Genomic DNA, 13581 nt, shown 5'->3' on the forward strand with positions numbered 1-13581 from the left:
CCCATGTCAACTGCACCAAAGACGGTCCAGTCGAAAGAATCGCCAGCCCTGAGTGAAAAAGGGCTGAAGGCCGGATCGGTGGGCCTCATCGGCGCCGTCGTGATCGGCGTTTCCTGTATCGCACCCGCCTATACGCTCACCGCGGCCCTCGGCCCCACCGTGTCCGAGGTCGGTGTGCACCTGCCCGCCATCTTCCTGGTGGGCTTCATCCCCATGTTGCTGGTGGCGCTGGGCTACCGCGAACTGAACAACGCAATGCCCGACGCCGGTACCTCCTTCACGTGGGCGACGCGCGCCTTCGGTCCGTGGATCGGTTGGATGGGTGGCTGGGGGCTGATCGCGGCCACGATCATTGTCCTCTCCAACCTGGCGGCTGTGGCGGTGGACTTCTTCTACTTGATGCTTGCCCAGATCTTCAGCAACCCGGAACTCGGTGAGCTCAGCAAGATCCTTCCGCTGAACATCGCCACCACGCTGGTGTTCATCGCCTTGGCTTGCTGGATTTCGTACCGCGGCATGGAGACCACCAAGGGCGTCCAGTACGTGCTGGTGGCCTTCCAATTGCTGGTCCTGGGCTGGTTCGCAGTCTCCGCATTTGCCCACGTGGCAAACGGCACGGCTTTCGATGCCACCGCAGTTTCACCTGACTGGTTCAACCCGTTCGCCGTGGACTCGTTCTCACAATTCGCCGCAGGTGTATCGCTCTCGATCTTCATTTACTGGGGCTGGGACGTCACCCTCACCATGAACGAGGAAACCAGGAATCCGGAGAAAACCCCAGGCCGCGCCGCGACCATCACGGTGCTGGTCATCGTGATCATCTATATGACCGTTGCACTGGCTACCTTGTCCTTCGCCGGCGTCGGCGAGACCGGATTGGGTGCCGGAAACCCGGAAAACCAGTCCAGCATCTTCGCCGTGCTTGCCGGTCCAGTGATGGGTCCCTTTGCGATTCTGATGTCGCTGGCCATTCTGAGCAGCTCAGCGGCATCTTTGCAGTCAACGTTCGTTTCCCCGGCCCGAACCATGCTGGCGATGGGCCACTACCGCGCCATCTCGCCGAAGTTCGGCAAGATCAGCCCCACGTTCAAGTCGCCCAGCTTCGCGACCATCGCCGCTGCGATCGCCGCCGCCGGTTTCTACGTGATCACCCGCACCGTGTCCGAGAATGCGCTGTGGGACACCATCACAGCTCTGGGCATGATGATCTGCTTCTACTACGGCATCACAGCACTGGCCTGCGTTTGGTTCTTCCGGGCCGAGGCATTCCGCGGTGCGCGTTCGTTCTTCTTCAGGTTCCTGGCGCCCTTGCTGGGAGGCGTGATCCTGTTGGTCATGTTCGTCAAGACGGCCATGGACTCAATGGACCCGGAGTATGGTTCAGGCTCCTCTGTGGGCGGCGTGGGGTTGGTGTTCGTCCTGGGAATGGGCGTGATCCTGCTGGGCGTCGTGATCATGCTGGTGATGTACAGGGTGCGGCCAGAGTTCTTCAAGGGCAAGGTTCTGACCCGGGCGTAGCCTCGCGGGAAATGGACGCCGCGAAGGCGAGCACGGCAGCGGAGAAGTCCAGTACGTCCGGCGCTGCACGCTGGCCGTGACCACCACGGTCCTCGTGGAGCAGCCAGGCCCGGCCCCCGCGTTCGCGGATTCCGGTAACAACCTCCACGGCGGCTCTGTTGTCCACGCGTTCGTCACGCCCCAGGAGGCAGCACAGGAGGGGCGGAAGCGCGGCGGCGGAGCCAAGTCCGCCCACCACATGAACCGGGGAGTAGGCCGCCCGATCATGGTCAGAGCACTCCCCGTCGGCGCCAAACTCGTGCAGCCATTGCTTTCCCAAGCCATGGCGGTGAAGGTCCACGGTGTCCAGCAACGGAGCCACGGCCACCACTCCGCCGAATGAGGCAGGGGACAGGAGCGCTGCTGCCGTGACCACCAAGCCACCATGCGAGGCCCCGAACGGCACGGTCTGCCCGGGTGTCGTCCAACCGGCCGATGTAAGGAATCCGGCCACGTCGATGAGGTCCTGGATGGTCCGCATCTTCCGTGGACCCCGGCCCGCCTCATGCCAGTCCCGGCCCATTTCCCCGCCCCCACGTAGTTGCGCAGCCACGTACACCCCGCCGCTCTCCAGCCACGCCGGCACGCTGGGTTCGGCCTCGGTCCTGTGTGTCACGCCAAAACCGCCGTAGCACGTGAGAATCAGGGGCAGTGGCCGCGCCGGGAGGCCGTCCGGCCCAAGGTCTGAAGCCCGTGCGGAGATGACCAGGGGGATGCCGACGCCGTCACTCGCCACCGCTGTGACCCTCTGATGGAGTATGTTGCCGCTGGGGTCTCTGGAACTTTCGTTCGAGCGCACCGGTTCATCCACACAGAAAACCCCCGATGGACGTTCCGGGGAGGCCGTCTGGAGCCAGAGGTCAGTGCCATCGGCATGGGGTTGGATGGCGAAGGATGAGACGTATTCGGCTGGGGATAAACGGTACACGGGGCGGCTATCCAGTGTGACTGTGGTGCCGTGGTGGTCGGAGGCCAGTTCCACGCGGATCCCGCCGGCGGGCGCGGCGGTGGGATGCCAGGCCCCTGACTCCAACTCCCACTCTCTTGTTCCGGTCCCCGGGTTCTTCGCCGCCAGTCTGAGATTCCCCCTGGCGCGCGTCAGCGAGAGCCGGCTGCCCGTGGTGCTGCCAAGATCCGTTGGAAACGGGAGCTCCTGGGGGTGACCGGCGTCGAGCGGGCAATGCATGATCTGCTGGCAGGGCGGCTTGCCGGTCAAGACCCAGATCCCGCCACCGTCTGGCTCCCAAACCGGCGCAGCGTACCAAGCCGTCGCGCCCGGGATGTGGACCGGCTGCGTCCCGGCAGCGAGGATCCAGGTTTCCGCTAGTTCGCTGGCGGAGGTGCTCAGCAAGGCCGCGATACGCGTTCCGTCAGGGGAGATGGTGAATCCGCGGACAATGGTGCCCGGTGCCGTGGGGAGCCGGACGCCGGGCGGTGCAGCCACACCCGGGTGGGCCCGGCGAACATTCCAGGCATCCCGTAGCCCGGCCTCGGCTGCCAAGTGCAAGGACGCAAACGCTTCGCCCGGCCCGCGCCAAAGAAAGGCAGCCTGTCCGCCGGCGAACTGGGGGAGCCCTTGGCGGGGTGTGGAGTCCCAGCGTTCCAGGAGGGAACGGAAATGCGGCCGAAGTCCTCTGCCAGGAACGGCCTCCTCGAGGGTATTCACCGTCCCACCGTGTCGCCCGGCGCTGCGTCCACAGCAGATACCCAAGCGAGGTGGCCGCCGTCGTGCAGGGGGCTGCCCAGGGTGATGGTGCGCAGGGGGCTACCGGCCGCTGATGTGTCCACTACGTGCAGTTCGCCATGTCCACCGCGCGTCACGGCGACGAGTTCCGAGGACGGTGAGGCGGCAATGGCGCGTCGTTCGGCGTTGTCCCAGGGTTCATTGCCGGGCCGTGGGGCGCCGTCCATGTGGGGGAGATCCCACGTGCCCCGCAGCGCCGGTGGGCCTGCCTCCAGCGGTCCAAGGTGGTGCACCGAAAGCTCGTCGCCCTCCGGATGGACGCGGGCGGTCGCGATGCCGTTGGCAGTCAGCGCGAAACGGAAGACCAACCCCTGGCCCAGTGGTGTGGTCTGCGTCAGCCCGGTATCCAGGTTGTGCACCCACAAAGTGTTGCCCCATTGGGCCCAGTCTCTGGGCTCCCCGCCACCGTGGCGAAGGACGGCCACCAGGACACGCCGCCCCGGGCAGAAGCGCAGGAAGTAGGCGCGGCCGGGAGCATCCCACGCGATGGCCTGGAGGGCCTCCGGCTGCGGCTTGCGGATGTCGAAGCGTTCCAGGCCCTGGCCCGTGGCCACGAACATGGTGCCCGTGACGGGATCGAAGGCGTCGCCGTGGCCGTCGGGGGAGGCCTCAGCCCGCAGCCCTTGCATGGGCGGGCAGTGCACTCCTTCGGCCAGGATCCGCTCCACGCTGAAGGATTCGATGCCGCCGGGTTCGCGGTGACGCACGACGGCGGCAGGCCCCTCTGGCGTTTCGCCCACCACGACGCCAGGCTCCCCCGCCCTGGTGCGGATGCGGCGTGAGGTTGGTCCGCCGTCGGACTCCAGGTCCACAACCGTGAGGAGATCGCTCCAAGGTTCCCAGGAGACACCAAGCCCGGTGGTGACGGCAATGAAGCGGCCCGAGGGGTCGCAGGCCAGGTGCTCACCCGGGATGGCCACCGGAATGGTGCGGAGCGGGGTGTTGGTGAAGGCATCGGCGATGACCAGGGCACCTCCGGCGTCGTCGATGAACGCGCATCGTCCGCCTCCCAACGGCAGGAACCCGGCGTGCTCCGCCAGGACCACGGAGTCCAGGCGGCGCTGGACTGCCCCGGTGACCGGATTCAGGAACTGTACGTTGCCTGCTTTTTGGTCGGCGACCACCAAAACTTCGGAGTTCATTGGCTCTCCCTTTCACTTAATTTGAGAATGGTTCTCATTAACTATAGTGTGACGTTGTCGCCGCAACAGCGGAGGCAACCACCACCACCGAAAGGAGACCAACCATGGAAAAGACCACGGTTTTGGTTGAAGTTGAAGAGACCGAGCAGCTGGCACACCTGTCGGCAACACACTCGAATGCACTGGTCGAGAACCCGTTCGACTAGTCACTAAGCCAGGGGGTGGGCGCGCCGGCGCGCCCACCCCCTTAGCTCCACCCCCGCAACTCTTGGAAGGAACCATGGGCACCGCAATAGACAGCTTTGACGTCGCGGGAAGATCAACCATCCGCAGCGGTGACGGCGCCTTCTTTCATCTCCCACCCTCGGCAGGCAGTGGCCAGAACCTGGCGACAGGCATCAGCGACGAACTGCTGCAACGCCGCCAGGCTGGTGCGCGTCCCCTCGCCGGACGGGAGCGAATCGGGCTGGTAGCCCCCGAACCCGTTGCTGCCGCACTCCTGCCGGTGTTCCACGAGGCCGGGCTTGAACTGACGGTGGGTGACGACCGGGGACCCGGCTCCGTAGGACTCCTCCTCCACCTGGCGGCTACGCCCGCCGAGCGGAACCGCTTTGAGGCACTGCCGGGGGGCCGTGCGGCCGTGCTCCGCTTCTACGGAGAAGGCGACCTGGTCTTCGTAGATCCGCTGGCTCTTGAACCGGCAGACCCAACAGGGTGGCAGGTACTCCGGCGCAGGCTCGCAGCCTCACCGGCCGCCGCCGAACTGAGGGCCTGGCTGGATACGCCCGCTGCTGCCGCGGACTTCGCTCCCCAAGGGGTAGCCATGGACCTGCTCACGGCCAGACTGCTCACCATCATCACCGCTTGGCAAAGGAATTCGCCGTCACTTGCCGCTCACCGCCGTAGGCTCTGGCGGCTGGACACCCTGACGTTGGCAGCCAGCGAACATCCCGTTCTGCCCTTCCCGGAACCCGCCAGCCTGGGCGAGGGCTTGCGGGCTCCGCTGCCATGAGACCCGCCACTGCGCCGGATCACCTGGACATCACCGCTGACGACGGCGTTCGGCTCACCGCAGACCACTACCGCGCACCGGCGGAAGGGGAAGCCCAAGGGGCGGTCCTGATCCGGACACCCTACGGCCGGGCCCAGTACGCGGCCCAAGCCCACGCATGGTGCCGTGCCGGATACGACGTAGTGGTCCAGGACGTCCGGGGGCGCTACGGGTCCGCCGGCGCATGGAATCCCTATGACAAGGAGGGCGCGGACGGAGCTGCAACCGTCCGCTACCTCGCCGGGAACGGGTTGCTCAGGGGCCCCCTCATTCTGGCTGGAGCCTCCTATGATGCCCACTGCGCAGTTGAAGCAGCACGGGTTCTGGAGAAGGAACGGGCTCCGGAGGAAACACGGCGTCCGGTGGCAGCCGCTCCCAAACCCCTGGCCGTGGTGGCGATGGTGCCGGCGCTGGGCCTCTGCGAAACAGCCAGGGAACCTGATGGCACACCGCGCCTGCGGGACCGGATTGGTTGGTGGCACCAGCACGGTTTCGGCAAGGAGTCCGGCCACCCTTTACCTGCCGCAGAGCTCCGGCGGATATACCGGCAGGCTGAGGAGCGCGGGATGGACTGGATGATTCACAACCTCATGGATGACGCCACGTATGGTCCGGGGTCCACCGCTGGTTGGAAGCGGCTCTGGGACGCCACACCAGCCGATCTTCACGCCCTTTATGGCCAGCTGAACACGCCGCTCCTGATGATTTCGGGACAACGGGACTTCTTTGTTGCCGAAGCTGCGAACCTGGTGAGGGCCTGGGGCAGCGCAGCACCGCGGACCTTGGTGGAAACCCTTTGGGGACCATGGGGACACCGACTCGCCAACGACCTCGGCGCCGGAGCCGCCGCAGCACTCCGCCAACAGGGTGGCCTGATGGCCCGGATCAAGGACTTTCTGGCTGCCGCCAGCGGCTGGGATCCAAACGGCGCCCAGCCCGGGCCCCTTGGAGACCGCCGCCCACCAGTCCTCCAGTGGGAACCCGGCGACCAGCCACACACATGGCACTGGGCGCCTGCGACCCCCGAGACGTTGCCGCACCACCTGAACAACCACGGAGAATCATGACCACAACAGCCGAAACCCTGGGCCTGCTTCCCTTGCACACCTTGGTGGACGAGCAGACCGGGATCATCCGCAGGGTCCGTCCCGTTCTCACCCCGGAGAACGCCCCACCCGCATACACGTCCATGACCGCGGAGGTATCGAACGCGCGGTGGCTGGGAGACTGGCCCGCCGACCGCGTTTCACTGGGCACCACGTTCGGCGACAGCCGGCAAGCCTGGATCGCGGCCGTCGCCGAAGGCATGGAACGGTACTGCGGCAACTTCATCCCCGCAGACCTCCCGGACCACCACTACTTCACCGGGACGGCCCGTGAGCTGACGGCGTCAGGCCGGGCCGCCGTCGGGCTTGAACAACTGCCGCGATTCGCGGACTGGCAGCTGGAGCGTGCGGCATTCCCCTACCGGAACCTCGACGCCGATACTCCCGCGCTGTGGACAGCGTGCAGGCGGGAATCTGACAGCTCGGAGGTGTGGCTTCCTGCGAGCCTCACCCTCCTGAACTGGCGGCAACGGCGCTTCCGTGACCTCCCGCGGATCCATCATCTGAACTACGCGGGGATCGCCACCGGGCAGGGCCGCGCTGATGCCACGGACAGGGCGGTGCTGGAAACCATCGAACGCGACGCCCTGGAACTGTGGTGGCATTTGGACGGTCCCACCCGCGGTATCAGGCCGGAGAGTGTTCCCGGGCTGGTGGACGCCATGGCCGGTTGCTGGCTGCAGTACTGGGTGGTGGAAATGCCCAGTGAGTTCGCACCCTGCATGGCGGCCCTGGTGTTCGATCCGGACACGGGGCTGTACGCCGCCGGATTCTCCTGCAAGAACGAACCCGCTGAAGCGGCACGCAAGGCAGTCCTGGAGGCTGTCCACACCTGGATCTACTCCCAAGGTGCCACCGACGCGGACGGTTGGGTGTTCCAAGCGGTGGAGGCAGGGCTCATGGCCAAGGGGCTGTACTTGGAACACCGTGAAGACCGTCAATACCTGGACGACGTGGGGCCCGGGTTCGGTTCAGTCCGCGACCTCGGTGCGCATGTTCAGGTGTGGCTTGATCCCCGGACACACGTCCTTGCGGAACGCTTCACCAAGCCCGCAGGTGGGCTGGTGGACATTGCTGCCGTGGATGACGTGTCCATGCCGGAGCTCTACAGGCGGCTGGAATCGGCCGGCCACACCGTCTATACCCGTGAACTGACCACTCCCGACGTCGCGGCGACCGGCCTGAGTGTTGTCCGCGCCGTGGTGGGAGGGCTGGTTCCCAACGCACCGGCCGCTTTCGCCTACCTCGGCTGCCGCAGGTTCGCCACGGCGGCGTTGGAGCGCGGGTGGCGTGAAACGGCGCCGGCCCTGCCTGAGGACTTCACCCTCACCCCGCCTCCCCACATGTAATGGACGTCCCCCACGTACTCCTAGCCCCAGGATTTGCCCGCGCCTGGAGCCACGAGGTTCCCGGTCCCGTGCAGCCGCCCGGCCCTCAAGGTTCCCCGGCGTCCGGCACAGTTGAGAGCCAGCGGCATGATGGGCTCCCGGTGGCCGCCATGCTGCGGGCCATCTGGTGGAGCGAGGACTTCCACCCGAATCCCGCAACCGGCCTGCCCGGGAAGGTGCGGAAACGCCCAGTGCCGTCGGCCGGCGGGTGCTACCCGGTGCAACTGCGGGTCCTCTGCGGGGAAGGCTGCGACGTGCCGCCCGGAACATACGTGTTTAACGGCACCGGATTCAACGGCAGCGGCGGTGAGCTGCTACGCCTGCGGAACCACGACGACGGTCTGCGGGCACCCGCGCGGGGCGCCGTCGTCGTGCTGACCGTGCTGCCGCAGCGAACCCTGGCAAAGTACCACCACCGTGCGGGTCCGCTGCTGATCGCGGATACTGCCTACGCGGCGGTGGCCTTGGTTCACCATGCCGCTGCCCGGGGTGTGGACGCCCGGTGGGATGCCGTGGCACCCCGCCGTTGGCCGGGCTCTGTTCCGGAGTTCGCGCTGGCCACGGTCTCTCTGGGAGTGTCCCCGGCGAGGTGCCGGCAGCCCCGCCATGACCGGATCGCCGGGGTTTCGGAGGCGCAGCTGGCTGCCCGCAGGAGCTGTGGGTTATCCCGCTTGCGTGCCCGCCCGGCCGCCGACGCAGGCCGGGTGGTTGGGGAACTCCTGGACCGTTCCTTCCTTTCCTTCCCGCAGCCAGCCCCTTCGTCCTGCCGTGCCCGGGTCCTGTCCGCGGAGTCGCTCCGTGATCCGGAACTAGCCGATCGATGTGCCGGGCAGTCCTGGGTCAGGAGCCTCGACGCCCTGTTGGTTTTCGAGATCCTGGGCACGCCAACCCCGGCTGCCATGTGGTGGACCGCCACGTTGGCCGCTCATATCCTCTACACCGCGCTTGGCGCGGACCTGCCCCTGGAATTTCGTCCGGTGGGCGGTTGGACCGGCTCCCGCTGCGGCTGGACCACACTCCATGGGCTGGGCGTAGCAATCCGGAAACCACTCACCACAAACCACGAAAGGGCCGCGAATGCTGGTCAATAAGAGGCTCTTCCAAATGACGGCTGGGCACCGCGGCCGGCTGGCTGGAGTGACAGCCCTGCTCTGCGTCACCACGGCGAGCTACTGGTTGCAGGCGTGGTTCCTGGCCCAGGCCCTGGCGGCGCTGGTGGTTCTGGTGCGGGTTCCCGGAAACCCCGACGGCGGCACGTACGTGCCGCTGGCTCCCTACCTTGCCGGGGTTCTCGCCTGTGGCCTGGGGCGCCTTGTGATCCAGCAGTTCCACGCCCGGCTTGCCAGTTCTTTGGGCTCCGGGGTGCGGTTGCAGGTACGACGGAAGTTGGCCGACAGCCTGCTCCAGCCCGAACGACTCAGGGATACCTCGGACCGCGGCGGAGCCCGGCGGCTGGCCCTGAGCGAGGGTGTGGACGGAGTGGACAGCTACATCAGCCAGTACATCCCCCACGCTTTCCAAGTGCAGATAGTGGTGCCCGCGCTTCTTGTCTGGATCGCGTGCCTGAATCCCTTGCTGGCACTCGCCTTGGCCCTTGCCGTGGCCGTGGCTGTTGGTGCGCCGAAACTCTGGGGAAAGGCCTTGGCGAAACGCGGAAAGCAGCACTGGGACAGTTACGAGGCACTCAGTGCCGACTTCCTGGAGGCCCTTCAAGGGATGCGGACCCTCAAGATCCTTCACGCGGTTCCCCGGACCAGGGCGCGGCTCCATCACAGGTCCCAAGAGCTTCATAAAGCAACCGTGTCCACCATGCGCACGTCCTTGGTGGACACGGCGTTGGCGGACTTCGGAATCCAGTCAGGGATGCTGGCCGCCGCCGCGCTGGCCGCATACGCAGCGCTGGGGCAGCGGCCGTTGCCCGGACCGGAGACTGCGGCGATCACGTATTTCCTGCTGATGCTCTCGTCGGAAGTTTTCAGGCCGGTGCGGGATCTTGCACGGCAATGGCATGCCGGGTATCTGGGGCTCTCGGCCTTGGGCAGTATTGACGCGGCGGGAGGCGCGGACGCCCGCGGCGATAGCACGCTGACGGGCGAGGGGCAGGCGCGTTCCGCGCAAGTAGACCCTTCCGCGCCCGGGATGCGCCCCGGCGTCGTGCCTCCCGGTCGTCTCACTCTGCAGAACGTGAGCTTCCGATACTCAGCTGCGGACCCCTGGGTTCTGCGGGATGCGTCGGCGGAGATCCAGCCCGGCGGCCTCACCGCGCTGGCGGGGGTGTCAGGGGCGGGGAAGAGCACACTGTTCGATCTTCTGCTGGGTTTCCTGCCGGCGGGGGAGGGCCGTATCCGCCTGGACGGTCAACCACTCAGGCCAAGTGACGTCAGCGTGGTCTCACAACGCAGCTACCTCTTTCCGGGGACCATCCGGGAGAACCTCCGCGTGGTGGCGCCTGCTGCTACGGAGGAGGAGATCCAGCGTGTCGTGGAGATTGCCGGCCTGGCAGACGATCTGCGGCAGTGGCCCCACGGGCTGGACACTGTGCTGTCCGAAGGGGGCGGATCCGTCTCGGGAGGCCAGCTCCAGCGGCTTTCGATTGCACGGGCACTCCTGGTGGACAGGCCGGTTCTCCTGCTGGACGAGCCAACGTCCGCCCTCAACACCGAGCTCGCTGGGCGGGTGTTGGAGGGGCTTCGCCGCGAAGCCGGACGCCGGATTGTGCTCATGATCGCCCACCGGCCCGAAGCCCTCGCTGCCGCGGACACCGTACTCCGCCTGGCACACGGCCAACTCCACACACAGCAACAGGAAGCAGCCACGTTATGAGCCTCACCGCACGCACACCCCGCAACCCGCTCCTGGGTTTGGTTCCGCACATGTCCGGCGAGTGGGCAGGGATAGTGTGGACCGCCGTTGTGGGCATCCTGAACAACCTGGCCCTCATTGTCCTGGCGGTGGTGGGCTCCTACGTTGTGGCGCTGGCTGTGATGAGGCAGGAGCCCGCAGCCGCCGAATGGTGGGTTGCCGGGGCGGCGGCCGTGGTGTTCAGGGCGGTGTTGACGTGGCATGAGATGGACATCTCGCACAGCATCGCGTACCGGATCCTGGCCGCGCTGCGCATGGCGCTCTTTGACGGTTTCGCGCGCGGCGTCCCTTCCCGCACGCCGGACCAGCACACCGGAAAACTCGCCGCCACGGCCATGGGCGATGTTGAAAAGCTGGAGTTCTTCTACGCCCACACGGTTGCCCAGCTGGCTGGCTCCGCAGTGCTGTTCGTGGCCGGGGTGGCTGCGGTGTGGCCGCTGGGGCCGGGCCTGGCCGTGGCCTTGCTGCTGGGGTTCGTGGCGCTGGTGGCGGTGACGCTCCCGGGATTGCGCCGGGGCGCCGTGCTGGGGGCGAGGGTGCAGGAGGCCAGATCCGGGGTGTCGGTACTCGCCGTGGACCTGCTGGCCGGCACCCGCGAGATCCTGGGTTTCGGACTGCGGGAGCACGCGCAACGCCAACTAAAGGAACAGAGCCTGGCAGTGGATGCCGGCCAGCGCAAGCTCAATTCCTTCCTTGCCTTGGCAGCGTCCTTGCGCGAGCTGTGTGTCCTGGGCACCGTGGTGGCGGTCTTCGTCGCCGCCATCTCACAACCCGGACTGGATTCTGTGTGGTTGCCCGCCCTGGTTGCCGGCACTCTGACTCTCCTGGCTCCAGTGGCCGAGGGCGTTGCCACCGTAACCCAGCTCCAGCCGCACCGTGCCAGCGCCCAGCGCGTTGGGGAGGGCATCAGCCTGCCCTCGGCCGCAAAGGTTTCGGGGCCCCTCGTGGAGTTCAGCTCCCAAGGGCCGCTGGGTCTGGAGGTCCGGAACCTGCAGTTCACGTACGACGACGGCGCGCCGGCTTTGCGCGCGACGTCCCTGTCCGTGGCGCCCGGCGAGCATGTGGGGATCAGCGGCCCATCCGGTGCAGGAAAGACCACGTTGGCCCGGTTGTTGGTGCGCCTGTGGGTGCCGGATTCGGGGAGTATCTCGCTGGTGTCGCGCAGCGGGGAGTCCGTGGACGCCTGGGCCGTGGACGAGGCGTCGTTCCGGCGTATGGTCACGTTGGTGGAGCAGGACGCCCCGGTTTTCCATGGTTCCGTCCTGGACAACATGCGCCTGGCCCAGCCCACGGCAACTGAAGCCGACGTCCTGTCAGCCTTGGACCTGGCCGGGCTTCCGCTCGCTGGCGAACGATGGGCGGATGGCGTGGATACTGTGATCGGCGAGCAAGGGGTGAGCCTGTCCGGTGGTGAGCGTGCCCGCTTCTGTTTGGCGAGGGCCCTGCTGATCAAGCCGAAGATTTTGGTGCTGGATGAAACCACAGCAAGCCTGGACCCTGCCTCGGAGCGTGCTTTGGTGGAGGCTGTTGCTGCAATCGCCGGCGACACCACGGTAATCACCGTGTCCCACAGGGAGTCCACCCTGGCCGCATGCCACCGGCGGGTGCAGCTGGGCTAGCTTCCCGCTCCCGCTTCCCCCGCCCGTCCTCTCGGGCGGGGGAATTGGAGGGCTTAGAACGCGTCGGGGTGGAGGCCCTTGGCGATCTGCTCCACGGCGCGGAGGTTGCCCCAGGTTCCGGGCATGACGTCATCGGAGTCGACGGCCACCAATCGCTGGTTCTTCACTGCGTCTACCTCAGGGAACTTCTCCTGAAGGAAGGTGCGGGTGGCGTCCTCGTGGGCCTTGTCCAAGGTGGTGAACACGATGACCTCGGGGTTCTTCTGTACAAGTGTCTCCGGAGAGATCATGGCAGAGAAGAACGTGGCGAAGGCTTCATCGGACGGGCTGAAGAGGTTCTCGCCACCGGCAGTCTTGATCATGTCGTACTCGATTCCCGCCCCGATGGCCGCAATGGAGTTCCCCTCAACAAACAGCTCCACCACGGTGGGCTTCTCTTTGCCTTCCACCTTTGATGCAACCGAAGCCAGCATCTCAGCTGCTTCCGTCCGAACGGCTGACGTACGCTCACCCGCGCCAACCACAGCGCCGATGTTCTCGATATCCGTGAGGATGTCCTTGACCTCGGCCTTGCTCCGGCGTTCCATGCAGCCCGCCGTTGCTATGTAGGACTCAGAGCCTGCAGCTTTGAGTTGTTCGATGCTCGCAAAGCCCTGCTCGGCAGTGAACTCATACGCTGTGGGGGAGTAGACGAAATCGGGGTTGGCGCCCAACAGGACTTCGCGCGACGGCGGCATCTGATCACTCAACCGCTGCACGTTACCGCGCTCTTTAAGTTCCGGCAGCAGCTCGCTGCCTTTGCTCTGTGCCTCGGCCACTACCTTGTCCGCGGCGCCCAGCTTCACCAACAGCTCGGACTGTCCGGGAGTCATGGCCACCACCCGCTGGGGCACGGAGGTGAAGGTCAGGGTGCGGCCGCAGTTCTCGATTGCTCCCGCGGGCTGCGCAGCGACACCGGCGTTTTCCTTGGCAGGTGTTTGGCTGACCGCTTGACCGCAGCCGGACAACAGCATTCCGCTGAGTGTCATCACGCTCAGGACCGCAGCGGTTTTGGGCAGGGTGGATTTCTTCATGTGTGTGCCTCCAGTTGGGTTGTATCGGGTGATGGGTAC

11 protein-coding genes are annotated in these 13581 nt (G+C 66.4%); 8 read left to right on the top strand and 3 right to left on the bottom strand.

The features are described from left to right. The first annotated feature begins 3 nt into the window (after positions 1–3). Complete coding sequence (locus tag AYX22_RS00415; protein WP_207595613.1) at positions 4–1518, top strand: APC family permease; 1515 nt, start codon at positions 4–6, stop codon at positions 1516–1518. Here the strand turns inward: AYX22_RS00415 and AYX22_RS00420 are convergent. Then, positions 1490–3223: a prolyl oligopeptidase family serine peptidase gene (locus tag AYX22_RS00420; protein ID WP_207595614.1), complete on the bottom strand. Its 1734-nt coding sequence runs from the start codon at positions 3221–3223 to the stop codon at positions 1490–1492. The genes AYX22_RS00415 and AYX22_RS00420 overlap by 29 nt on opposite strands. Next, positions 3220–4443, bottom strand: a complete 1224-nt coding sequence (locus AYX22_RS00425; RefSeq protein ID WP_207595615.1) for a hypothetical protein — start codon at positions 4441–4443, stop codon at positions 3220–3222. The genes AYX22_RS00420 and AYX22_RS00425 overlap by 4 nt, the downstream gene beginning before the upstream one ends. A 104-nt stretch (positions 4444–4547) precedes the next feature. On the opposite strand from AYX22_RS00425, the gene amiA reads away from it, so the two are divergent. From amiA to AYX22_RS00455, 7 genes are all read left to right on the top strand, one after another. After that, complete coding sequence (gene amiA / locus AYX22_RS23945; protein WP_242703463.1) at positions 4548–4649, top strand: streptamidine family RiPP; 102 nt, start codon at positions 4548–4550, stop codon at positions 4647–4649. A gap of 74 nt (positions 4650–4723) precedes the next feature. Further along, positions 4724–5455 carry a hypothetical protein gene (locus tag AYX22_RS00430; protein ID WP_207595616.1) on the top strand — a complete coding sequence of 244 codons (732 nt, stop codon included), beginning with the start codon at positions 4724–4726 and terminating at the stop codon, positions 5453–5455. Next, positions 5452–6561 carry a CocE/NonD family hydrolase gene (locus AYX22_RS00435; protein WP_207595617.1) on the top strand — a complete coding sequence of 370 codons (1110 nt, stop codon included), beginning with the start codon at positions 5452–5454 and terminating at the stop codon, positions 6559–6561. Before AYX22_RS00430 ends, AYX22_RS00435 begins: the two co-directional genes overlap by 4 nt. Continuing rightward, positions 6558–7949, top strand: coding sequence for a YcaO-like family protein (locus AYX22_RS00440; RefSeq protein WP_242703464.1), 1392 nt, complete (start codon positions 6558–6560; stop codon positions 7947–7949). Before AYX22_RS00435 ends, AYX22_RS00440 begins: the two co-directional genes overlap by 4 nt. Beyond that, positions 7949–9079 (top strand): hypothetical protein, encoded by a 1131-nt coding sequence (locus AYX22_RS00445; RefSeq protein WP_207595618.1) that lies wholly within the window; start codon positions 7949–7951, stop codon positions 9077–9079. Before AYX22_RS00440 ends, AYX22_RS00445 begins: the two co-directional genes overlap by 1 nt. 13 nt (positions 9080–9092) lie before the next feature. Further along, positions 9093–10811 (top strand): ATP-binding cassette domain-containing protein, encoded by a 1719-nt coding sequence (locus AYX22_RS00450; RefSeq protein ID WP_207595619.1) that lies wholly within the window; start codon positions 9093–9095, stop codon positions 10809–10811. After that, positions 10808–12469: an ABC transporter ATP-binding protein gene (locus AYX22_RS00455; protein ID WP_207595620.1), complete on the top strand. Its 1662-nt coding sequence runs from the start codon at positions 10808–10810 to the stop codon at positions 12467–12469. Before AYX22_RS00450 ends, AYX22_RS00455 begins: the two co-directional genes overlap by 4 nt. Positions 12470–12522: 53 nt before the next feature. Here the strand turns inward: AYX22_RS00455 and AYX22_RS00460 are convergent, their stop codons facing one another. Then, positions 12523–13542, bottom strand: a complete 1020-nt coding sequence (locus AYX22_RS00460; RefSeq protein ID WP_242703465.1) for an ABC transporter substrate-binding protein — start codon at positions 13540–13542, stop codon at positions 12523–12525. Between the last annotated feature and the right edge of the window lie 39 nt (positions 13543–13581).

This window comes from Arthrobacter sp. D5-1, from assembly GCF_017357425.1.
GTDB lineage: Bacteria > Actinomycetota > Actinomycetes > Actinomycetales > Micrococcaceae > Arthrobacter.

What these genes read in the sequence shown, in the direction of transcription:
- AYX22_RS00460 (WP_242703465.1), bottom strand. Translation starts at nt 13,542, where the DNA reads ATGAAGAAATCCACCCTGCCCAAAACCGCTGCGGTCCTGAGCGTGATG.
- AYX22_RS00435 (WP_207595617.1), top strand. Translation starts at nt 5,452, where the DNA reads ATGAGACCCGCCACTGCGCCGGATCACCTGGACATCACCGCTGACGAC.
- AYX22_RS00440 (WP_242703464.1), top strand. Translation starts at nt 6,558, where the DNA reads ATGACCACAACAGCCGAAACCCTGGGCCTGCTTCCCTTGCACACCTTG.
- AYX22_RS00450 (WP_207595619.1), top strand. Translation starts at nt 9,093, where the DNA reads ATGACGGCTGGGCACCGCGGCCGGCTGGCTGGAGTGACAGCCCTGCTC.
- AYX22_RS00455 (WP_207595620.1), top strand. Translation starts at nt 10,808, where the DNA reads ATGAGCCTCACCGCACGCACACCCCGCAACCCGCTCCTGGGTTTGGTT.
- AYX22_RS00415 (WP_207595613.1), top strand. Translation starts at nt 4, where the DNA reads ATGTCAACTGCACCAAAGACGGTCCAGTCGAAAGAATCGCCAGCCCTG.
- amiA (WP_242703463.1), top strand. Translation starts at nt 4,548, where the DNA reads ATGGAAAAGACCACGGTTTTGGTTGAAGTTGAAGAGACCGAGCAGCTG.
- AYX22_RS00425 (WP_207595615.1), bottom strand. Translation starts at nt 4,443, where the DNA reads ATGAACTCCGAAGTTTTGGTGGTCGCCGACCAAAAAGCAGGCAACGTA.
- AYX22_RS00430 (WP_207595616.1), top strand. Translation starts at nt 4,724, where the DNA reads ATGGGCACCGCAATAGACAGCTTTGACGTCGCGGGAAGATCAACCATC.
- AYX22_RS00445 (WP_207595618.1), top strand. Translation starts at nt 7,949, where the DNA reads ATGGACGTCCCCCACGTACTCCTAGCCCCAGGATTTGCCCGCGCCTGG.